This window comes from Streptomyces sp. NPDC037273, from assembly GCF_055603625.1.
The window spans coordinates 163496-184973 of sequence record NZ_JBVJVO010000011.1 but is presented as its reverse complement, the minus strand read 5'-3'; the positions used below and the strand labels follow the sequence as shown (position 1 = coordinate 184973).

21 protein-coding genes are annotated in these 21478 nt (G+C 72.3%); 15 read left to right on the top strand and 6 right to left on the bottom strand.

Features of this window, described 5'->3' with window-relative positions; translation table 11 throughout:
• The first annotated feature begins 20 nt into the window (after window positions 1-20).
• From ACZ7G1_RS27080 to ACZ7G1_RS27050, 7 genes are all read left to right on the top strand, one after another.
• Window positions 21-1271, top strand: coding sequence for a prenyltransferase/squalene oxidase repeat-containing protein (locus ACZ7G1_RS27080; protein WP_470879406.1), 1251 nt, complete (start codon window positions 21-23; stop codon window positions 1269-1271).
• Window positions 1268-1948: an SCO2322 family protein gene (locus ACZ7G1_RS27075; protein WP_470879404.1), complete on the top strand. Its 681-nt coding sequence runs from the start codon at window positions 1268-1270 to the stop codon at window positions 1946-1948. The genes ACZ7G1_RS27080 and ACZ7G1_RS27075 overlap by 4 nt, the downstream gene beginning before the upstream one ends.
• Entirely contained in the window at window positions 1945-3090 is a 1146-nt protein-coding gene (locus ACZ7G1_RS27070) for an energy-coupling factor transporter transmembrane component T (protein ID WP_470879402.1), read from the top strand. The genes ACZ7G1_RS27075 and ACZ7G1_RS27070 overlap by 4 nt, the downstream gene beginning before the upstream one ends.
• A complete protein-coding gene (locus tag ACZ7G1_RS27065; protein ID WP_470879400.1) occupies window positions 3087-4799 on the top strand; it encodes an ABC transporter ATP-binding protein in 1713 nt (570 codons plus the stop codon). Before ACZ7G1_RS27070 ends, ACZ7G1_RS27065 begins: the two co-directional genes overlap by 4 nt.
• Window positions 4763-5617 carry an ECF transporter S component gene (locus tag ACZ7G1_RS27060; protein ID WP_470879398.1) on the top strand — a complete coding sequence of 285 codons (855 nt, stop codon included), beginning with the start codon at window positions 4763-4765 and terminating at the stop codon, window positions 5615-5617. Before ACZ7G1_RS27065 ends, ACZ7G1_RS27060 begins: the two co-directional genes overlap by 37 nt.
• 344 nt (window positions 5618-5961) lie before the next feature.
• On the top strand, window positions 5962-6363 hold the full coding sequence (locus ACZ7G1_RS27055; RefSeq protein ID WP_470879396.1) for an aggregation-promoting factor C-terminal-like domain-containing protein: 402 nt from the start codon (window positions 5962-5964) through the stop codon (window positions 6361-6363).
• 198 nt (window positions 6364-6561) lie between these two features.
• On the top strand, window positions 6562-7659 hold the full coding sequence (locus ACZ7G1_RS27050) for an NAD(P)H-dependent flavin oxidoreductase (RefSeq protein WP_470879394.1): 1098 nt from the start codon (window positions 6562-6564) through the stop codon (window positions 7657-7659).
• A gap of 57 nt (window positions 7660-7716) precedes the next feature.
• Here the strand turns inward: ACZ7G1_RS27050 and ACZ7G1_RS27045 are convergent, their stop codons facing one another.
• Window positions 7717-8886 (bottom strand): steroid 3-ketoacyl-CoA thiolase, encoded by a 1170-nt coding sequence (locus ACZ7G1_RS27045; protein ID WP_470879392.1) that lies wholly within the window; start codon window positions 8884-8886, stop codon window positions 7717-7719.
• A gap of 231 nt (window positions 8887-9117) precedes the next feature.
• Here ACZ7G1_RS27045 and ACZ7G1_RS27040 point away from each other — a divergent pair, with 231 nt between their 5' ends.
• The 3 genes from ACZ7G1_RS27040 to ACZ7G1_RS27030 all read left to right on the top strand — a co-directional run bounded on the left by ACZ7G1_RS27040 (window position 9118) and on the right by ACZ7G1_RS27030 (window position 12257).
• Window positions 9118-10365 carry a cytochrome P450 gene (locus tag ACZ7G1_RS27040; RefSeq protein WP_470879390.1) on the top strand — a complete coding sequence of 416 codons (1248 nt, stop codon included), beginning with the start codon at window positions 9118-9120 and terminating at the stop codon, window positions 10363-10365.
• Window positions 10366-10458: 93 nt separating this feature from the next.
• Window positions 10459-11592: a DUF2330 domain-containing protein gene (locus ACZ7G1_RS27035; protein WP_470879388.1), complete on the top strand. Its 1134-nt coding sequence runs from the start codon at window positions 10459-10461 to the stop codon at window positions 11590-11592.
• Entirely contained in the window at window positions 11589-12257 is a 669-nt protein-coding gene (locus tag ACZ7G1_RS27030) for an O-methyltransferase (protein WP_470879386.1), read from the top strand. The genes ACZ7G1_RS27035 and ACZ7G1_RS27030 overlap by 4 nt, the downstream gene beginning before the upstream one ends.
• Window positions 12258-12272: 15 nt before the next feature.
• Here the strand turns inward: ACZ7G1_RS27030 and ACZ7G1_RS27025 are convergent, their stop codons facing one another.
• From ACZ7G1_RS27025 to ACZ7G1_RS27010, 4 genes are all read right to left on the bottom strand, one after another.
• Window positions 12273-12677, bottom strand: coding sequence for a hypothetical protein (locus ACZ7G1_RS27025; RefSeq protein WP_470879385.1), 405 nt, complete (start codon window positions 12675-12677; stop codon window positions 12273-12275).
• A gap of 77 nt (window positions 12678-12754) precedes the next feature.
• A complete protein-coding gene (locus ACZ7G1_RS27020) occupies window positions 12755-13927 on the bottom strand; it encodes a serpin family protein (RefSeq protein ID WP_470879383.1) in 1173 nt (390 codons plus the stop codon).
• A gap of 62 nt (window positions 13928-13989) precedes the next feature.
• The gene (locus ACZ7G1_RS27015; RefSeq protein WP_470879514.1) at window positions 13990-15213 is read right to left on the bottom strand and encodes an RNA-guided endonuclease InsQ/TnpB family protein; all 1224 of its coding nucleotides are present in this window, start codon (window positions 15211-15213) and stop codon (window positions 13990-13992) included.
• 75 nt (window positions 15214-15288) lie between these two features.
• Window positions 15289-15483 carry a hypothetical protein gene (locus ACZ7G1_RS27010; protein WP_470879382.1) on the bottom strand — a complete coding sequence of 65 codons (195 nt, stop codon included), beginning with the start codon at window positions 15481-15483 and terminating at the stop codon, window positions 15289-15291.
• 142 nt (window positions 15484-15625) lie between these two features.
• Here ACZ7G1_RS27010 and ACZ7G1_RS27005 point away from each other — a divergent pair, with 142 nt between their 5' ends.
• The 4 genes from ACZ7G1_RS27005 to ACZ7G1_RS26990 are packed head-to-tail and all read left to right on the top strand — an operon-like array spanning window position 15626 to window position 17714.
• Window positions 15626-16336, top strand: a complete 711-nt coding sequence (locus ACZ7G1_RS27005) for an XRE family transcriptional regulator (protein WP_470879513.1) — start codon at window positions 15626-15628, stop codon at window positions 16334-16336.
• A 5-nt stretch (window positions 16337-16341) separates the two neighbouring features.
• On the top strand, window positions 16342-16812 hold the full coding sequence (locus ACZ7G1_RS27000) for an NUDIX domain-containing protein (protein ID WP_470879381.1): 471 nt from the start codon (window positions 16342-16344) through the stop codon (window positions 16810-16812).
• A gap of 53 nt (window positions 16813-16865) precedes the next feature.
• Entirely contained in the window at window positions 16866-17195 is a 330-nt protein-coding gene (locus ACZ7G1_RS26995; RefSeq protein ID WP_470879379.1) for an antibiotic biosynthesis monooxygenase family protein, read from the top strand.
• Window positions 17196-17228: 33 nt separating this feature from the next.
• Window positions 17229-17714 (top strand): GNAT family N-acetyltransferase, encoded by a 486-nt coding sequence (locus ACZ7G1_RS26990; protein WP_470879377.1) that lies wholly within the window; start codon window positions 17229-17231, stop codon window positions 17712-17714.
• Window positions 17715-17724: 10 nt separating this feature from the next.
• Here ACZ7G1_RS26990 and ACZ7G1_RS26985 read toward each other — a convergent pair whose 3' ends face one another.
• Complete coding sequence (locus ACZ7G1_RS26985; RefSeq protein WP_470879375.1) at window positions 17725-19785, bottom strand: MDR family MFS transporter; 2061 nt, start codon at window positions 19783-19785, stop codon at window positions 17725-17727.
• Window positions 19786-20507: 722 nt separating this feature from the next.
• Here ACZ7G1_RS26985 and ACZ7G1_RS26980 point away from each other — a divergent pair.
• Window positions 20508-21338, top strand: a complete 831-nt coding sequence (locus ACZ7G1_RS26980; protein ID WP_470879373.1) for a peptidoglycan-binding domain-containing protein — start codon at window positions 20508-20510, stop codon at window positions 21336-21338.
• Window positions 21339-21478: the final 140 nt, after the last annotated feature.

The window sequence follows — 21478 nt, the reverse complement described above, 5'->3', positions numbered from 1 at the left end:
CGGCCGCAGGAGAGGGCACCATGAACACCGTCCGACGCAGCGCCGCCGCGCTCGCCGCCGCCGCAGTCGTCCTCGGCACCGCAGCCGCGGTGCCGGCCGCCGCGGCCCCCTCCCCGACCCCCTCGACGGGCGGCCTCCCGGCCGGTCTGTACGGCACGAAGGACCCGACGTACGACGGTGTGTGGCGGCAGTCGCTCGCCTTCCTCGCGCAGCGCGCGACCGGCTACCAGCCCGCCGACCAGGCCGTGGACTGGCTGCTCGGCCAGCAGTGCGCGGACGGCTCCTTCGCCTCGTACCGCCCGGACACGACGAAGCCGTGCGACGCGAAGACGATGCGGGACACCAACGCCACGGCCGTCGCCATCCAGGCGCTCGGCGCCGTGCGCCGCCAGGCCGCCGCGCCCGAGAAGATCGACCAGGCCGTCAAGGCCGGCGCGGAGTGGCTGCGGACCGTGCAGAACAAGGACGGCGGCTGGGCCTACAGCGCCGGCGCCCCGAGCGACGCCAACTCGACGTCGGTCGTCGTCGGCGCGCTCGCCGCGACCGGCACGAAGCCCGGCTCGTACGCCTCGGCCGAGGGGAAGACGCCGTACGACGCGCTCCTCACCTTCGCCGTGCCGTGCTCGGACAAGGACGGCGCCGGCGCGTTCGCCTACCAGCCGGACCCCAAGGGCAAGCTCCTCGCGAACGCCGACGCCACCGCCGCCGCCACCCTCGCGGGCCTCGGCAAGAGCATCGTCGCCACCAAGGCCTCCCCCGAGCAGCCGCCGGTCTGCACCGACCTGCCGAAGCCGACCGCCGAGCGGGCCGCCCTCAACGGCGCCTCCTACCTGGCGAAGGCCCTCGCGAAGACCGGCCACCTGACCACCCCGCCGATGCCCGGCGCCACCGACACGGCCGAGAAGCCGGACGTCGGCAACACCGCCGACGCGGTCGTGGCGCTCGCCGCCGCCGGCGCCGCCAAGGAAGCGAAGCCCGCCCTGGAGTGGCTGGAGAAGAACTCCGCCGCCTGGGCGAAGGAGAGCGGCCCCGCCGCCTACGCGCAGCTGATCCTGGCCGCCCGCGCCACCGACACCGACCCCCGCGAGTTCGGCACGGCCGACCTGGTCGAGCAGCTCAACGCCACCGGCCCCGCGCCCAAGACCCCGGACACCTCCGCCTCCTCCACCAGCGACGACGAGGACTCCGGCTTCGACATCTGGTGGATCATCGGCATCGGCATGGTCGTCGGCGTCGGCATCGGCTTCCTCGTGAGCGGCCGCAAGAAGTGACCGTCACCGGCTCCGCCGTCCGGCTCGTCACCGCCGTGGCCGGGGCTCTGCTCACCCTGACCGCCGTCGTGGCCGCCCCGGCGCAGGCCGCCGGCTACCGCTACTGGTCGTTCTGGGAGAGCGCCGCCGGGAAGCCGTGGGCGTACGCGTCCCAGGGCCCGGCGACCGCGCGGCCCGCCGACGGCGACGCGATCGGCTTCCGCTTCGCGATCAGCCAGGACACGAGTGACGCCTCGCGGCCGGGCGTGGCGCCCGACTTCGCGGGGATCTGCGGCGGCGTGGAGAAGAAGGACGGCAGCAAGCGGATCGCGGTCGTCGTCGACTTCGGCGGCCCGGTGGACGCCCCGCCCGGAGAGACCCCGCCGGCGAAGCCGGTCAAGGTCGGCTGTGCCGAGGTGGACGAGGACGCGACGGGCGCGGAGGCGCTGGCCGTGGTGGCGAAGCCGCTGCGCTACGACAGCGCGGCCATGCTGTGCGGGATCGCCGGCTATCCGGCGCGGGGCTGCGGCGAGCAGGTCGCCGAGCAGCCCGCGGCGTCCGCCGCGCCGACCGGTCCCGCGCCCGCCGCCGCCCCCGCGCACGGCAGCGGCGGCCCGTCCTTCGGCGTGCTCGCCGGCGGGGCGGCCGTCCTCGCCCTCGGCGGCGCCGCGGTCTGGAAGGCCCGCCGTCGCGGATGAGCCCCGCCCGTAGCCGCTCCACGCTCACCGCCCGGTCCGTCGCGGGTGCCGCGTTCGCGGCGCCCGAGGCGAGCCGGGCGAACGCGCTGCACGCCGGAGCCTGGTGGCTGTGGGCGCTCGGCCTGGCCGTCGCCGCCTCCCGTACCACCAACCCGCTCCTGCTCGGCCTGCTCGTCGGGGTCGCCGGGTACGTCGTCGCGGCCCGCCGCACGGACGCGCCCTGGGCCCGCTCGTACGGCGCCTTCGTGAAGCTCGGCCTGTTCGTGGTCGCCCTGCGGGTGGTCTTCTCGCTGCTGCTCGGCTCCCCCATCCCCGGCACGCACGTCCTGTTCACGCTGCCCGAGGTGCCGCTGCCCGAGTGGGCGCGGGGCGTCCGGATCGGCGGCCGGGTGACCGCCGAGCAACTGGTGTTCGCGCTGTACGACGGCGCCAAGCTGGCCACCCTGCTGATCTGCGTGGGCGCCGCGAACGCCCTCGCCAACCCGGCGCGGCTGCTGAAGTCGCTGCCGGGCGCGCTGTACGAGGCCGGGGTCGCCGTCGTCGTCGCCATGACCTTCGCGCCGAACATGGTCGCCGACGTCGTCCGGCTCCGCACCGCCCGCCGCCTCCGCGGCCGGCCCACCGGCGGCGTACGTGCCGTCCTCCAGATCGGCCTGCCCGTCCTCGAAGGCGCCCTTGAGCGGTCGATCGCCGTCGCCGCCTCCATGGACGCCCGCGGCTACGGCCGTACCGCCGAGGTCCCCGCCTCCGTACGCCGCACCACCAACGTCCTCACCCTCGGCGGCCTCCTCGGCATCTGCGCCGGCTCGTACGGGCTCCTCGCCGCGGAAGGCGCCGGCTACGGCCTCCCCCTCCTCGGCGCCGGACTCCTCGCCGCCCTCGCCGGCCTCCGCCTCGGCGGCCGCCGCACCCTCCGCACCCGCTACCGCCCCGACCGCTGGGGCCCCCGCGCCTGGCTCGTCGCCGGCTCCGGCATCACCGTCGCCGCCCTCATGATCTGGGCGAACGCCTACGCCCCCGACGCCCTCCACCCCGGCGTCGTCCCCCTCGAAGCGCCCGAGCTCCCGCTCTGGCCGGCCGCGTCCATCCTCGTCGGCCTCCTCCCGGCCTTCGTCGCGCCCGTCCCCAAGGAAACCCCGTGATCCGCTTCGACAAGGTCTCCGTGACCTACGAGGGCGCCACCCGCCCCACCCTCCGCGACCTCGACCTCACCATCCCCGAAGGCGAACTCGTCCTCCTCGTCGGCCCTTCCGGCGTCGGCAAGTCCACCCTCCTCGGCGCCGTCTCCGGCCTCGTCCCCCACTTCACCGGCGGCACCCTCACCGGCCGCGTCACCGTCGACGGCCGCGACACCCGCACCCACCCGCCCCGCGAGCTCGCCGACCTCGTCGGCACCGTCGGCCAGGACCCCTCCGCCCACTTCGTCACCGACACCGTCGAGGACGAACTCGCCTACGGCATGGAATCCCTCGGCCTCCCCCCGGCCGTCATGCGCCGCCGCGTCGAGGAGACCCTCGACCTCCTCGGCCTAGCCGAACTCCGCGACCGCCCCCTCGCCACCCTCTCCGGCGGCCAGCGCCAACGCGTCGCCATCGGCTCCGTCCTCACCCCCCACCCCAAGGTCCTCGTCCTCGACGAACCCACCTCCGCCCTCGACCCCTCCGCCGCCGAGGACGTCCTCGCCGTCCTCCAACGCCTCGTCCACGACCTCGGCACCACGGTCCTCCTCGCCGAGCACCGCCTTGAGCGCGTCGTCCAGTACGCCGACCAAGTCCTCCTCCTCCCCGACGCCCTCCTCGGCCCACCCGCCGAGATCATGGCCGTGTCCCCCGTCCACCCACCGGTCGTCGCCCTGGGCCGCCTCGCCGGCTGGAACCCCCTGCCCCTCACGGTGCGAGACGCACGCCGGAGGTCGGGCGAGCTGAAGGCACGGCTGGAAGGCAGTGCCCCTTCGGGGCCTCGGCTCGACAGGCCCATCTCAGCCCCGCCGGCGTTTGAGGCGCGGGGGTCCGGGGGCGGAGCCCCCGGTTTCGGGAAGGGGCGGGGTGGGGGATTCTCCCTGTTCCGACGGCGCCGCACCCACCCCACCGCCCCCACCACGGCCCCCCTCGTCCGCGCCGCAGGCCTCGGCGTCCGCCGCGCCCGCGTAGAGGCCCTCCGCCACATCGACCTCCAGGTCGACGCGGGCGAGACCGTCGCGCTCATGGGCCGCAACGGCGCGGGCAAGTCCACCCTGCTCTCGACCCTCGTCGGCATGATCCCGCCGACCACCGGCACGGTCAGGGTCGCGGGCCTGGTCCCGCACACGACGGACCCGCGGGAGCTGATCCGGCAGGTCGGCCTGGTGCCGCAGGAGCCGAGGGATCTGCTGTACGCGGACACCGTCGCGGCCGAGTGCGCGGCGGCGGACGAAGACGCGGGGGCCGAGCCCGGCACCTGCCGCGCGTTGGTGGAGGAGCTGCTGCCGGGGGTGGCGGACGACACGCATCCCCGTGACCTGTCCGAGGGGCAGCGGCTGGCCCTCGCGCTGGCGGTGGTGCTGACCGGCCGGCCTCCCCTCCTGCTTCTCGACGAGCCGACCCGGGGTCTGGACTACGCGGCGAAGGCGCGGCTGGTCGCGCATCTGCGGCGGCTGGCGGCGGAGGGGCACGCGATCGTGCTGGCGACGCATGACGTGGAGCTGGCGGCCGAGCTGGCGCACCGGGTGGTGATCGTGGCGGACGGCGAGGTGGTGGCGGACGGGCCGACGGCGGAGGTCGTGGTGTCGTCGCCGGCGTTCTCGCCGCAGGTGGCGAAGATCCTGGCCCCGCAGCGGTGGCTCACGGTCGAACAGGTGGAGGCGGCGCTGTGACCGCGGGTCGCGCGGAGGCCCGTCCCGTCCGTCTGGGTCCCCGTTCGGTGGCGGCGCTCGTGCTGGTGTCCGTGATCGGGGTGATCGCGTTCTGCTGGCCGCTGTTCGCGGACGCGGGTTCGGCGGTGACGTCGCACGCGGGGGACGCGCCGTGGCTGTTCGCGGCGCTGCTGCCGCTGCTGGTCGCGGTGGTGGTGGCGACGATCGCGGACTGCGGGATGGACGCGAAGGCGGTGGCGATGCTGGGGGTGCTGGCCGCGGTGGGGGCGGCGCTGCGGCCGCTGGGGGCGGGGACGGCGGGCCTGGAGCCGATGTTCTTCCTGATGGTGTTGAGCGGCCGGGTCCTGGGGCCGGGGTTCGGTTTCGTGCTGGGTTCGGTGACGATGTTCGCGTCGGCGCTGCTGACGGGTGGGGTGGGCCCGTGGATGCCGTTCCAGATGCTGTCGATGGGCTGGTTCACGATGGGGGCGGGGCTGCTGCCGGGCGTGCGGGGGCTGCGGGGCCGGGGTGAGCTGCTGATGCTGTCGGCATACGGGTTCGTGGCGTCGTTCGCGTACGGCACGGTGATGAATCTGCAGGGCTGGGTGCTGTTGCAGGGCCTGGGCTCGGGGGTGTCGTTCCAGCCGGGCGCCCCGCTGGTGGAGAACCTGGTGCGGTTCCTGGCGTATGTGCTCGCGACCTCGCTCGGCTGGGATCTGGGGCGGGCCGCGCTGACGGTGGTGCTGACGCTGACGGTCGGCGGCACGCTCCTGAGGGCGTTGCGGAGGGCCACGCGGCGGGCGAACTTCGAGGCCCAGGTCACATTCGAGGGCCCGTAGGGGCCTGCCGCGGGTGAGGCGCCCCACAGGACCTACGTCACGTACGAGCCGGAATAGTAGGGCGGCGGTACCGCCCAAACCACCCCACTCCTGGTCATGACCTGCGGAAACACCGCACACCCTCCCTCCGGGACCAGCTGCCCGGGTCCGAACCTGCCTCGTACAAGGGGTCCTTGCCGGGGGCCCGTCGGGGCTGCTTCTCTGGTGGACGTCGCCAGGCAGCCGGTGCTCACCGCAGCGCCTCGGACGGCCGGTTCCCCCCAGTTCCCGGGTCTCCCGGGCTCTGGTTCCGGCTTGCCGAAATCGTCTGGCGCGGCCCTTGTTCCCGACGTTAGGTAGATACGTTGATCAGCTCGCTCACCACTCGTGTCGCTGCCCGCAAGAAGTCCCTCGCCGCCACCGCAGCCGTTCTGCTGGGCGCCTCGGGTGCGGTTCTCGGCACGACGGGCTCGGCTTCGGCCGCCAGCCCGCAGGAGCTCGCTCGAGAGATCGTCCCCGCCTCGCAGTACGCGTCCTTCAGCAAGATCGTCGAGCACGAGTCGCACTGGAACCACACCGCGACCAACTCGTCCAGCGGCGCCTACGGCCTGGTCCAGGCCCTGCCGGCCTCGAAGATGGCCTCGGCCGGTTCCGACTGGAAGACCAACCCGGCCACCCAGATCAAGTGGGGCCTGAACTACATGAACGAGCGCTACGGCTCCCCGAACGCCGCCTGGGCGTTCTGGCAGGCCAACGGCTGGTACTAAGAGTCCCCGCCGCCGCACAGCGCATCCGCAAGGCCCCGCCCTCCGCTCGGAGGGGCGGGGCCTGCGGCGTTTCCGGCGGGGCCTGCGGCGTTTCCGGCCGGGGTTTCCCGCTGTGGCTTTTTAGTAGACCGGTCGTCTAGGGTTTCCTCCATCGGCGGACCCCACGGTCGCGCCGCGACCCGTCCCGGAGGTTGTCCCGTGCCAGCGCTCCCCTCTCACCCGCTCCCGCCCGGCCGCTTCGGCGAGCTCGTCGGCGTCACGCTCCCGATCGTCCAGGGCCCCTTCGGCGGCGGCCTGTCCTCCGTCGAGCTCGCGGCGGCCGTGTCCGAGGGCGGTGGCCTCGGCTCGTACGGTGCCCACATCCACACCCCCGACGAGATCACCGCCCTGGTGGCCCGGCTCCGCGCGGCGACCGGCCGTCCGTTCGCCGTGAACCTGTGGGTGCCGCAGCAGGGCGAGCGCGACGAGCTCCCGGCGGAGGTGCTCGCGGGACACGTCGAGCGCCTGCGGCCGTACTACGAGGAGCTGGACGTGCCGGCGCCGGACGCCGAGGAGATCAGGGCGTGGCCGGACTTCGACGAGCAGCTCGACGCGCTGCTCGCGGCGGCCCCGCCGGTGATCAGCCTGGTCATGGGCCCGCCGCCGCGCCGCCTGGTCGCGGAGGCCCGGCGGCGCGGGATCGTCGTGGTCGGTACGGCGACGACGGTGGACGAGGCGGTGGCCCTGGAGCGGGCGGGGGTGGACGCGGTCGTCGCCTCGGGCAGTGACGCGGGCGGCCATCGGGGCGCTTTCCTGCGGCCGGTACGGGAGTCCCTGGTGGGCACATTCTCGCTGGTCCCGCAGGTGGCGGACGCGGTGTCCGTGCCGGTGGTGGCGGCGGGCGGGATCGCGGACGGGCGCGGGATCGCCGCCGCGCTGGCGCTCGGCGCGGACGCCGTGCAGGTCGGCACCGGGTTCCTGGCGGCGCGGGAGTCGGGCGCGAGCGAGGTGCACCGGCGGACGCTGGGGACCCCGGAGGCCCGTACGACGGTGCTGACCCGCCTGTTCTCGGGGCGGACGGCGCGGGGCATCCCGAACGGCTTCGTCCGGGACATGGCGGCCCACGAGGAACACGTACCCCCGTACCCCGTGCAGAACGCGCTGATGGGGCCGATCCGCCGGGCCGCCGCCGAGCGGGGCCGGCCCGAGTACGTGAACCTCTGGGCCGGCCAGGCCGCCACGCTCGCCCACGCGTCGCCCTCGGCCGCCGCGTACCTCTCCTCGCTCGTGGAGCAGACGGTCAAGGCGCGCGGCTGACGACCCGCCCGGCCGCGGCGGGACCCGCCGGCCCGCCCGCCCCCGCCGGCGGGCGGGTCAGAGCCGCTGGATGATCGTCCCGGTGGCGAGCGCGCCGCCCGCGCACATCGTGATGAGGGCGAACTCCTTGTCGGAGCGCTCCAGTTCGTGCAGGGCGGTGGCGATGAGCCGGGCGCCGGTGGCGCCGACGGGGTGACCGAGGGCGATGCCGCCGCCGTTGACGTTGACCTTCTCCAGGTCCTGGTCGAAGACCTGCGCCCAGCTCAGCACCACGGAAGCGAAGGCCTCGTTGATCTCGACGAGGTCGATGTCCTTGAGGCTCATGCCGGCCTTGCCGAGCACCGCCCGCGTCGCGTCGACCGGCCCGTCGAGGTGGTAGTGCGGGTCGGCGCCCACGAGGGCCTGGGCGACGATCCGGGCGCGGGGGCGGAGCTTGAGGGCGCGGGCCATGCGCTTGGAGGCCCACATGATCGCGGAGGCGCCGTCGGAGATCTGCGAGGAGTTGCCCGCCGTGTGGACGGCGGAGGGCATGACGGGCTTGAGCCGGCCGAGGCCCTCCATGGTGGTGTCGCGCAGGCCCTCGTCGCGGTCGACGAGCCGCCACATGCCCTGCCCGGCGGCCTGTTCGGCCTCGGTGGTGGGGACCTGGACGGCGAAGGTCTCGCGCTTGAAGCGTTCCTCGGACCAGGCGATGGCGGCGCGTTCCTGGGAGAGCAGGCCGAGCGAGTCGACGCGCTCGCGGGTGAGGCCGCGGCGGCGGGCGATGCGCTCGGCGGCCTCGAACTGGTTGGGCAGGTCGACGTTCCACTCGTCGGGGAACGGCTTGCCGGGGCCGTGCTTGGAGCCGGAGCCGAGCGGGACGCGGGACATGGCCTCGACGCCGCAGGAGATCCCGATGTCGATGACGCCGGCCGCGACCATGTTGGCGACCATGTGGCTGGCCTGCTGCGAGGAGCCGCACTGACAGTCGACGGTGGTGGCGGCGGTCTCGTAGGGCAGGCCCATGGTGAGCCAGGCGGTACGCGCCGGGTTCATGGACTGCTCGCCGGCGTGGGTGACCGTGCCGCCGACGATCTGTTCGACGCAGTCGGCGTGGATGCCGGTGCGGCCGAGGAGTTCGCGGTAGGTCTCGCCCAGCAGGTAGGCGGGGTGGAGGTTGGCGAGCGCGCCTCCGCGCTTGCCGATGGGGGTGCGTACGGCTTCGACGATGACGGGTTCCGCGGCCATGAGCTCGTCCTCTCCTCGACCGGACAGGGTGTCCCGGCACCCCGGTCGGTCGGCGTCACGGGGGAACTAGTACGCGTTCTAGTTCTGAGTGCAGTCTTATGACTGCTACCGCCGGTACGCAAGGGTCCGGGAGGCAACAGTTCCCGCCCCGCCTCTTGCCACTTGTAGAACTCGTTACTAACTTTCCCGGCAGTTTCTGATGGACCATCAGATTATGGAGGCGTGTTGCCGATGCCCTGCCCTCATGTCCCCGAAGGGTTCGACGCCACCGACCCGGACCTGCTCCGTACCCGCATACCCTTCCCGGAGTTCGCCGAACTACGGCGGACCGCACCCGTCTGGTGGTGCCCCCAGCCGGCCGGCATCACGGGCTTCCAGGACACGGGCTACTGGGCCGTCACGCGTCACGCGGACGTCAAGTACGTCTCCACGCACCCCGAGTTGTTCTCCTCGAACCTCAACACGGCCGTCATCCGCTTCAACGAGTCCATCGCCCAGGAGCAGATCGACGTCCAGAAGCTGATCATGCTCAACATGGACCCGCCCGAGCACACCCGGGTCCGTCAGATCGTCCAGCGCGGCTTCACCCCCCGGGCGATCCGCGGCCTGGAGACCGCCCTGCGCAACCGCGCCCGCGCCATCGCCGAGGAGGCCAGGGCCGCCGTGGAGGCCGACGGCACCTTCGACTTCGTCACCCGGGTCGCCGTCGAACTGCCCCTCCAGGCGATCGCCGAACTCATCGGCGTACCCCAGGAGGACCGCTCCCGGATCTTCGACTGGTCGAACAAGATGATCGCGTACGACGACCCCGAGTACGCCATCACCGAGGAGGTCGGCGCCGAGGCCGCCATGGAACTCATCGGCTACGCGATGGGCATGGCCGCCGAGCGCAAGGAGTGTCCCGCCGCCGACATCGTCAGCCAGCTCGTCGCCGCCGAAGGGCAGGGCAACCTCTCCTCCGACGAGTTCGGCCTCTTCGTCCTGCTGCTCGCCGTCGCCGGCAACGAGACCACGCGCAACGCCATCAGCCACGGCATGCACGCCTTCCTCACCCACCCCGACCAGTGGGAACTCTTCAAACGGGAGCGGCCCGCGACCGCCGCCGAGGAGATCGTGCGCTGGGCCACCCCCGTCGTCTCCTTCCAGCGGACCGCGACCCAGGACACCGAGATCGGCGGGCAGAAGATCAGCGCGGGTGACCGCGTCGGCATCTTCTACTCCTCCGCCAACAACGACCCCGAGGTCTTCACCGACCCCGAGCGCTTCGACATCACCCGCGACCCCAACCCCCACCTCGGCTTCGGCGGCGGCGGACCCCACTTCTGCCTGGGCAAGTCCCTCGCCATCAAGGAGATCGAGCTCATCTTCAACGCCGTCGCCGACGTCCTGCCCGACCTCACCCTCGCCGGCGAACCGCGCCGGCTGCGGGCCGCCTGGCTGAACGGCGTGAAGGAACTCCGGGTCCGCACCTCCGCCTGACCGCCGGATCCCCGCGTCCCCGTGTCCCCCGCCCGTCCGACCATCCGACCATCCGACCGGAACCGGATCACCCCCGGCCGCGTCCGACCCCACATGCGGCACACACGGGGGACGCGCGGAAGCGGTCCGGTCACCAGAATCCTGACCACGCTCATCGCGCTGCTCGCGCTCCAGGCGGGCTCGCTCATCGCACCGGCGTACGCCTGCGGCTGCGGCGCGATGATCCCCGACAAGTCCCAGCGCATCGGCGTCGACCGCGAGGAATCGGCCGTGCGCTGGGACGGCCGCACCGAGACCGTCGTCATGCGCTTCGCCGTCCAGGGCAACGCCACCAAGGCCGCCTGGATCATGCCGGTGCCCAGCCGCGCCGAGGTCACCCTCGGCGAACCCGCCCTCTTCGACACGCTCGCCTCCCTCACCGCGCCCGAGCGGCGCGTACGGCACTACTTCTGGCCCCGCGAGGGCGACTGGCCCTTCGACAACCCGTGGGACGACGGGGCGGCCGGCGCGGCACCGGCCGCTCCCGGCCCCGGCGTCGGCGTCGTCGGCCGTGCGCGGCTCGGCCCCTTCGACGTGGCGCGGCTGACCGCCACCGACCCCGACGCCCTCGGCGACTGGCTGCACGCCAACGGCTTCGAACTGCCCGAGAGGCTCCCCGGCGCCCTCAAGCCGTACGTCGAACGGAAGTGGGAGTACGTCGCCATCCGCCTCGCCCCCGAGGAGAAGGGCGCGGCCCTCTACGGCAATCTGACCCCGCTGCGGATCAGCTTCGCCTCCGACGAACTCGTCTACCCCATGCGGCTCTCCCGCCTCGCGCGGACCCCGCAGACCCTCGGCCTCTACATCCTGGCCGAGCACCGGATGGAACCCCGCTCCCCCATCGGCGGCGACCGCCCCGAGGTGACCTTCGCGGGCCGGATCGACGGCGACGAGAGCTTCGCCCTCGCCGGGATCACCGGCGGCGCCCCTCTCCACCTCACGTCCCTGGAGCAGAAGTTCCCGCACCCGGAGCGCATCGACGACGACCACCATCTGCGGGCCGTCGCGGACACCCCGTACCGCCGGGTCGTCTACACCGACCGGCTCCTGACGCTCGGCGGCGGCACGCCCGTGTGGTTCCTGACGGTCGCCGGCGGCCTCCTTCTCGCCGTGCTCACGACATTCCTGGCCGTCCGGGTGAAACGCCGGCGCCGGCCCGCCCGCCCCGGTGTACGTTCGCCCGCATGACGAACCCTCAGTGGACCGCGGTCGACACGTACTTCACCGACACCATCGCCCCCGCCGACGAGGCGCTCACCGCCGCGCTCACCGCCTCCACCGCGGCCGGGCTCCCCGAGATCGCCGTCGCCCCCAACCAGGGCAAGCTGCTCCACCTGCTCGCCCTGACGCAGGGCGCGCGCACGATCCTGGAGATCGGCACCCTCGGCGGCTACAGCACCATCTGGCTGGCCCGCGCCCTGCCCGCCGACGGCCGGCTGATCACCCTGGAGTACGACCCCGCCCACGCCGACGTCGCCCGCGCCAACATCGCCCACGCCGGCCTCGACAAGCTCGTCGAGGTCCGCACCGGCGCGGCCCTCGACTCCCTGCCCCTCCTGGAGGCGGAGGGCGCGGGCCCCTTCGACCTCGTCTTCATCGACGCCGACAAGGTGAACAACCCCCACTACGTGGCCTGGGCCCTCAAACTCTCCCGCCCGGGCACGCTCATCATCGTGGACAACGTCGTACGCAACGGGAGGATTGCCACCGAGCACCCCGACGACCCCGCCATCACCGGCACCCGCGCCATGTTCGACCTGGTCGCCCGCGAACCCCGCCTGGACGCGACCGCCCTGCAGACCGTCGGCACCAAGGGCTACGACGGCCTGCTGCTCGCCCGCGTCCTCGGGTAGCGCCGCGACCGGGGGCTACTTCCACTCGAAGAGCTTGCCCGACACCTTCCCGTCGGCGTCGACGTCGTACTCGAAGACGCACGCGGTCCCATTGAGACGAGTGAAATCGGGCGCGGCGGTCTCGTAGAAGAGCGCGCCCCGCCAGTGCACGCCGCCCGAGTCGTCGAAGCGCCCGACTCCGGTGGCGTGCCAGGTGATCGTCTCCCCGGCCTCGGTCATCGTGATGCCCTGGCCCTCGCCGAACAGCGAACCGTCGGCCTGGAGGGCCGACTCGTACGTCGCCATGTCCTTGACGGGCTTACCGAGCAAGGTCCCCGTCCCCTGCACCGACGTCTCCGTGACGGCATGACCGCCGTCGACCGACAGGACCCGCAGGCCCGTGGTCTCTCCCGAAAGCGTGCCGATCTGCTCACCGAGCATGGTGGGACTCCTCTCCGCATCCCTCCCGGAACCCGATGGATCCCCTCATTCCGGACTACGCCCGCCACCGGCAATCGTCAAGCCGAGAGCCCTGGAGCGCTCGACCGCCACCCGGCGAAGAGCGGCAGCCCGCCCGCCGCGTCGAGCACCACCACCCCGAACGGCCGGTCGAAGACGATCCGCGTCAGACGAGGCGCGGCGCCGCTGCGCGTCATCGTCACCTGAGTGACGGCCGCCGCCTCGACCCCTTCCTCGGCGACCTCCACCACCACCTCCTGCACCACCTTGTCGATGCGCAGGAACGCCTCGGAAAGCCCCCCGAAGTCGGCGTCCGGCCCCAGCGCCGCACCGAGCCCGAGCTCGGCCAGGTGCCCGCCCGCGTCGGTCCTCGTACGGAGCGTGAACCGCGGCAGCACGAGCTCCGCCGCCTCCGTCGCCGGCCCCTTCCGCTCCCCGCGCCCCTCCCAGGCGGCGGGCAGCACCTCGGCGGGGCCGTCCCCCTCCGAGCCGAGCACGAACCGCACGACGGGCCCCCCGCCCCCCGCGCACGGCAGCTCGACGACGGTGACCCCGTCCACGTACCAGACCCACGCGGCCGGAATCCGCTGCCGCATCGTCGGCACCGACCAGGTGTCCCCGTTCCCGTCGGTGAACGGCGCCTCCTGGGTGAGGTGCGCGGGGAACGCCGTCCGCCACGACGCCTTGAGCGCGAGTACGTTGAGCAGTACGAGGTCCTCCGAACCGTCCAGGTCCAGCGGAAGACCCGCGATCCGGCCGCCTGTCTCCCGCCGCACCCACGCGTCCAACTCACCCTGGCTGTCGGGCAGATCCCCCCACGACATGTCGTCCGTCGCCCCGAACACCTCGTCCGGCAGCGCGAACCACACCGCCCCTGGCAACACCCCGAACCCCACGTCCGGCAACCCCCGCTTGAACCTTTCGAGCACCGGCTGCTTGCTCCACACCCCGGTCGCCACCGCCACACCGCCGTTCGCCGCGACCTTCCGCCCCACCTCGGTCACGATCCCAGCGGCCTCCTCCGCCTCCACCCCGAGCAACTCTCCCAGCTCCGCCCCGGTCCTCCCCCGCGCCCCCGACGCCACCGCCCCCAGCGCCAGCCACAGCCCCGCCGGCGACACGACGAAGTCCCCGTCCCCGAGCCACGAGAGCCAGCGCGCGGCCAGCGCGCGTACCGCGGGTGCCACAACTGCCCACTCGAAGCCGACCATGGTGTGCCCCTGTCCCCGCATCTCAAAGCCCCCTATGAGCATCTTGACTGCTCCCCTGCCCCGAAGGGGCCGGGATTCCTGGCTCAGGCCGCCTTCTGGCCCGGCGGGCCAGGAGGTCTCACGCCGTCGACACCAGCCGGGTCCAGACCCGCCCGGACGAGCATCACGTACGCCGAGTTCTTGTCCCGGGGCCGGGACACACCGCACGCGATGCAGGTGTAGATGCGTTCGGACAGCGGCAGTGCGTGCTTGGCTCTCGCTCCACAGGCTGCGCAGTCCATCGTGGTGTGAGCCGGATCGACCAGGCAGACGACCCGCCCATGCTTCCGGCCCATCTCGACCAGCGCCTTCTTGGTGGCGGTGATCGCCGCATCAGCGGCCTTCCGAGCCATCGTGGTCTTGGCGAGGAACTTCGGCCGGAAGTCCTCCACGGCGATCGCGTCGTGGTCGCGGACCACCTTCTTGGCCCACTTACGACCGGCGTCCTCCCGCTGACGAGCTGCCTTCTTGTAGGTCTTCGCGCGAAGCCTTCGAGCGTCGCGGTAGCCCCGCGAAGCGGGCTGCGCCTTCTTAGGCCTGCGCCTGGCCATCATCCGGTCGTACCTGGTCAGCTTCGCCTGGGCTCTCCGCCCGTACTCCGCATGAGGCAGATCGTGGTCGTCCGACGTCGTGGTGGCCGTCTCACGAACACCCCAGTCCACGCCGATCACTCGTCCGGTCCGAGCCATCGGCTGCACCACTGCGGGAACGACGAACGAGGCATACCAGTGCCCAAGGATGTCCACATACACACGCACGCTCGAAGGCGCAGCGGGCAGTGCACGTGACCACACCACGCCCAACACGATCCCACCCGCCAGCTGCAGGCGACCATCCTTGAGGCGGAACCCGTTCCTGGTGTAGTTGAGCGTGGGCTCGGCGTGACGCTTCGTCTTCCACTTCGGCATCCCCGCCCGACGGTGCGTCGGCAGCCGCTCCTTGATGTCCTTCTGCGTTTTGGCCCTGCTGGCGCCGAAGTCACGGATGGTCTGCTGCTGAGGAACACTGGACCCCTCAGAAAGCCAAGGAGTCGTCCTCCTCGCCTCGGTCAACATCCTGTCGAGCTGCGCCGGACCGCAGGTCAGCCTGGAATCGGGATGGTCCCGGTTGTGTCGATGTACGGACTTGGCCTTGGCCACGCACTCGTTCCAGATCCACCGGCACCGGTCCCACTCCCCTAGCAGGGAAACGAGCGCGCCGGTCGACACTCTGAGCCGATAGGTGTACCGGGCCCTCCCGGCCTCATCACCCGTCTTCGCCACCGGCATATCCTCCCCCACCGGAATCCGCCCCTTCCACGCACTTGGCGCCAACGTGGCTTCCGACGAAAGCAGACCTGACCATCAGTGCCCCTCGGGGTGGCGCCGCATGAAGACGTTGCAGTCGGTCACAGACGACCAGTCACCCACCTGACGGGCCCTGCTCCGCACCGCGGCGAGTTCTGCGCACCCCGCACATCCCGCTACGGGTGGCGGTTCCGGTTCCGGGGAGACCGGAAGTTCCAAGGGCGGGGTGCTGTATCGCGTGGGCTCGCTCATGACCTGATCCTCGCGCTGTTCCTCAGGACGGATGAACCTCGTACGTTTCCCACCTTGGGACGTCCTTCAGGTAGTAGAACGTCCCTGAAGCGTCCGGGAGCAGAAGGGCAGAAGCGTGCCGAACGAGCGTCTACGAGCCGTCATGGGGTCGCGCGGCTGGACACATACCGCCTTGGCCGAAGCGGCGGGGGTCGACCCCAAGTCCGTGGAGCGATGGGTCAATCTCGGGCGCACTCCGCACCGGGCGACCGCCGTGAAAGCAGCCGCAGCGCTACAGGAGGACGTACACGCTCTGTGGCCCGCACTCCGGCAAGCGCGACCGGCGAGGGCCGTCAGTTCCGAACTCGTCACCTTGTACGAGCAGCGGGCGGACGTCCCCGTGTCCGTCTTCGTGGAGCTCCTTTCCCAGGCACGCCTGCGGATCGACTTGCTGGCGTATGCCGCTGTCTTCCTGCACGAGGCGTACCCCCGCCTCAACGATCTCCTGCGAGAGCGGGCGGGCGAAGGGTGCGTCATCCGTATCGCTGTCGGCGACGCCGACCATGCCAATGTTCAACAGCGCGGCAGGGAGGAGAAGTTCGGGCATGGCATCGAATCCCGCTGCCGCCTCGCACTGCTGCATTATCGGCCGCTCGTGGGCATTCCGGGCATTGAGCTGCGGACTCACGGAACCACGCTCTACAACAGCTTGTACCGGGCCGACGACCAGATGCTGGTCAATGCCCACGTGTGGGGCGTCAACGCCTACGCCGCACCCGTCTGGCATCTGCGGCGTGACCACGGCGGCATGTTCGACACCTACACGGAGAGCTTCGATGCCATGTGGGAGACAGCGCGTCCCGTGGAAGAGTGATGGGCATGGCCCGCACCGAGTACTACGACGATCCGGACGCCCCCGCGCCGAACAGCATGGTCGTGGCAGCCTCCGCCGTCATCACCGACGAGCAGGGCCGCCTGCTCCTGCAGCGGCGCTGCGACAACGACCTGTGGGCCCTCCCCGGCGGGGCGATGGACATGGCCGACTCCCTGCCCGGCACGGCGGTGCGGGAGGTGAAGGAGGAGACAGGTCTGGACGTCGAGATCACCGGGCTCGTCGGGACGTACACCGACCCCCGGCACGTCATCGCGTACAGCGACGGAGAAGTGCGCCGGCAGTTCAACGTCTGCTTCACGGCCCGAGTCGTGGGCGGCAGCCTCGGTATGTCGGAAGAGAGCACAGAGCTCCGCTTCGTGGCGCCCGAGGAACTCGATTCGCTCCCCATGCACCACACCCAGCGACTGCGCATCCGACACTTCCTGGAGCGCCGTCCGGTCCCGTACCTGGGATAGCGTCCACGCAGGGCCTGGCGCGGCGCCCGGCCCGTACGTACCGAGAGGGTCCTATGCCCAGCATCGTGAAGATCAACGTCCTGACCGTGCCCGTCGAGCAGCGCGAGGTCCTGGAGCAGCGGTTCGCCTCGCGTGCCGGGGCGGTGGAGGGGTCCGACGGGTTCGAGTGGTTCGAGCTGCTGCGGCCGCTGGAGGGGACGGACCAGTACCTGGTGTACACCCGGTGGCGCAGCGAGGAGGACTTCCAGAACTGGATGAACGGCTCCATGAAGGCCGCGCACCAGGGGCAGGGCGCGGGTGAGGGCGGGGAGCGGCCGAAGCCGGCGGCGTCCGGGTCGACGCTGTGGTCGTTCGAGGTCGTGCAGCAGGCGTCGCCCAAGTAATTCGGCGGCGCGACCGGTCGTGCGCGCCGCAGAATGGCGCGCATGACCTGGAACTTCTCCCCTGAGCGCGTCGACACCGCGGACGCCACGGCGCTGCGGCGCGACTACTACGGCGACGTGGCCGGCCGGTACTGGAAGCGGCCCGCGACCGAGGCGGAGATCGACGAGGGTCTCACGGACGACGGGGCCGAGCTGCTGACGCCGCCGACCGGTCAGTTCCTGGTGGGCCGGTTCGACGGCAAGCCGGCCGGCTGCGGCGGGGTGCTGATGCTCGACGCCGAACGCGCCGAGCTGACCCGGGTGTTCGTCCGTCACGCGTTCCGCGGGACCGGCGGCTCCGGCCTCCTGATGGACGGCCTGCACGAGGCGGCCCGCGCGCTCGGCGCCCGCCGGATCGTCCTCAACACCCGCCTGGACCTGGTCGAGGCGCGCGCCCTGTACACCCGGCACGGGTACGGGGAGATCCCGGCCTACTGCTCGGGGCCGTACATGGACATCTGGTACGGCAGGGAGCTCTGAGCCGTACCGCTCACGCGTGGTGGTCGCGGGGCGGCTCGGGGGTGTGGGGGCGTTCGCCGTCCGAGCCGCAGAGTTCGGCGGTGAGCTCCTCGACGAGCTGCACGAGGTCGGTGGGGCGGTCGGGGCCCCACCAGTCGCCGAGGAGCTCGGCGAGGGAATCCTCGCGCGCCTTGGCGAGCGCGGTGGCGGCGCGTACGCCGTCCTCGGTGAGGGTGAGCTGGACGCCCTCGCGGGTGACCAGACGCCGCTCCTCCACCTGCCGGGAGGCCTCGGTGATGACCCGCAGGGGCACCGGGGTGGTCTCGGCGAGCCGGGCGGGTTCGACGGTGCCGTGGCGGCGGACGCGCAGGAGCAGCCAGCTCGCGGCGGGCAGGAGGTCGAGCCCGGCACGGTCGGTGATCTTCACGTAGATCGCCTTGCGGCCCTCGCGGGAGCCGAGGAGTGACAGGGCGCGGGCGCACTCGTCGTAGGAGGAGCGCTCGACCGGATTCGAGGCGAGCGTCTGGCTCGGGTCGGGCGCGGTGACCGAGGCCCGCAGCTTGTCCTCCTTGAGGAACCAGGCGACGACGAAGGCGACGAGGACGACCGGCGCCGCGTACAGGAACACGTCGGTGATGGACGTGGCGTACGCGTGCAGCACGTCGGGCCGCAGTTCCGGCGGGAGCTGGGCGATGGCGCGGGGGTCGGCGGCGACCTGCTGGGGGCCGGTGCCGGGCGGCAGGTCCCCGCCGGCGCTCGCGAACACGTCCTCCAGCTTGCCGGTGAGGCGGTTGGTGAAAATGGTGCCGAAGACGGCGACGCCGAACGAGGCCCCGATGGAGCGGAAGAAGGTGGCTCCCGAGGTGGCGACGCCGAGGTCCTCGTAGGAGACCGCGTTCTGCACCACGAGCACGAGCACCTGCATGACGAGACCGAGCCCGGCGCCGAAGACGAAGAAGCAGGCGCTCATCTCCCAGGTCGAGCTTGTCTCCGTCAGCTTGTGCAGCAGGAGGAGTCCGAGGCCGGTGAGGAACGTGCCCGCGATCGGGAACACCTTCCAGCGGCCGGTGCGCGAGACGATCTGACCGGACGCCGTCGAGGTGATCAGCATGCCGAGGACCATCGGCAGCATGTGTACGCCGGACATCGTCGGGCTGACGCCCTGCACGACCTGGAGGAACGTCGGCAGATAGGTCATCGCGCCGAACATCGCGAAGCCGACGACGAAACTGATCACCGACACGAGGCTGAACGTCCTGATCCGGAACAGCTTGAGCGGCAGGACGGGTTCGGCGGCCCGCCGCTCCACGTACACGAACCACACCAGGAGTACGGCTCCGAGGACCGCGAGCCCGATGATCTGCGCCGAGCCCCACGCCCAGGTCGTACCGCCGAGCGAGGCCACCAGGACCAGGCAGGTGGCGACGGAGGCGATGAGGAAAGTGCCGAGGTAGTCGATGGTGTGCCGGGTCGAGCGCACCGGGATGTGGAGCACGGCGGCGATCACGAAGAGCGCGACGATCCCGATCGGCAGGTTGATGTAGAACACCCAGCGCCAGGACAGGTGCTCGGTGAACAGGCCGCCCAGCAGCGGCCCCAGGACGCTGGTGGCCCCGAAGACCGCACCGAACAGGCCCTGGTACTTCCCTCGTTCGCGGGGCGACACGAGGTCCCCGACGATCGCCATCGACAGGACCATCAGGCCGCCGCCGCCCAGGCCCTGCACCGCGCGGAAGGCGATCAGCTGCGGCATGTTCTGCGCGATGCCGCAGAGAGCCGAGCCGATGAGGAAGAGAACGATCGCCGCCTGGAAGAGCTTCTTCCGCCCGTACTGGTCGCCCAGCTTCCCCCACAGCGGCGTCGCCGCGGTGGACGCGAGCATGTACGCCGTGACCACCCACGACAGGTGCTCCATACCGCCGAGCTCGCTCACGATCGTCGGCAGCGCGGTCGACACGATGGTCTGGTCGAGAGCGGCGAGCAGCATGCCGAGCAGCAGCGCCCCGATCGCGACCAGGACCGTCCGCCGGTTCTGCCCCTCCCCCGGGGCGGGTGCGGCGGCGGGCCGGGGCGGGCGGATGTCCTGGGCCATGGCGTCTCCGTCTCCCTCTCCCTCTCCGGCTCCCTGGCCGGCCCCTCCATCCTGGTCCGAATGTCCGGTTATGGCCTGCGGAAGGGCACTCCTGTTCACCCGCCGGAACCGAGCGGGCTGCATAATCGCTCGCAGTTGTCTCGGGGAGGGGACCCATCATGACCGGACACATCTGTCCTGAATGCGGTGTACACAGACCCGGCTGCGCCTGCGCCCAGGCCGCCATTGCCGCGGCCGAGGACTTCGATCCCCTGCGGATCAGGCCCTACGTGACCCTCGACGCGCCGGAGGGCGCGGAGGGCGTGGAGGGAGCGGGGGGAGCGGGGAGTGATGCGCAGGGCGCGGAGGGCGCGCAGGGCGCGGGGGGCTCGGGGGGCTCGGGGGGCGTGGGAGCGCCGTACGGGGCCGGTGGGGGGCGCGGTGCCGCTGGGGCCGTCGGGGCTGCTGGGGCTACTGGGGCCGTCGGGGCTGCTGGGGCCGTCGGAGCTGCTGGGGCTGCTGGGGCCGCCACGGCGCACCTTCCCGCGTACACCACGGACGACCCGCCGACCGCCCAGCTCGCGGCGATACGGGTGGACGGGCGCGGCGGCCCGGGGGCGTATCCGGGGGCGCTCCCTGGGGCACTCCCGGCGGAGGTTCCGTACGGCTCCGAGGCGCACGGTTCCGGAGCCGACGGGTCGGGCGGGCACGGCCCTGAGGCGTACGGCTCCGAGGCGTACGGCGTGAGCTCGCACGGCTCCGAGGCGTACGGCCCGGGCTCGCAAGGCCCTGAGGCGTACGGCTCCGAGGCGTACGGCGCGGAGGGGGCCGCGCACGGCGCGTACCCGGACGGCTCGTACCCGTACCCCGGTGTCAGTGGGGATCCGTCCGAGACGATGCCGTTGCTGCTGAGGGGTGTCGGCGAGGTGCCACCGGAGCGCGGCGGCGAGCGGACCCGAGGCCGGCGACGCGGCCTGGTCGTCGCGGCGGTGGCGGCCGTAGCCGTGGCGGGGACGGCGGCCCTGGCGGCGGCGGTGCTCGGCGGCGGGGACGAGACCGACGACCGGGCGGCCGTGCCCGACGTGACGACGAGCGCGTCCCTGAACGTGGCGGTGTCCGAGGCGCCGTCCCCCTCTTCCTCAAGCCCGGAGCCGTCCTCCTCGTCGCCGACCCCGACCGCGACCCGGACGTCCGCCTCCCCGTCCGCCACGCCCTCGGTGACCCGGACCACGGCGAGCCCCAGCCCCACGAAGACGGGCGCGACCTCGGGGGCCACGTCGTCGGCGCCCACGACGGCGCCGACGACGAGCAGCCCGTCCGGGCAGCCGCCGGAGGAGACGGACGAGGCGGTGGTGACGCTGAGCCTGGGGTCCAGCGGGCCCGAGGTGCGGGAGCTCCAGCTGCGGTTGCAGGCGCTGTGGATCTACGACGGGCGGATCAACGGCAAGTTCAACAGGGAGGTCGAGGACGCGGTGGCCGAGTACCAGCGCTGGCTGTACCCGCGGACCGATCCGGAGGGTGTGTACGGGCCTTATACGCGCAGCCGTCTGGAGGCGGCCACGCCCGACATCTGACCTGCGCGGTCCCGGCAGGCGGACGGGTTGGCCAGGCGGCCCACGATTTTGTATCGTGGAAGAACAAAGTGGCCCCGCCCGCACTCCCTGACCGGTGGGCGGGACCGCTTCGTTCTCCGCGCCACCCCCTCTGGAGACCT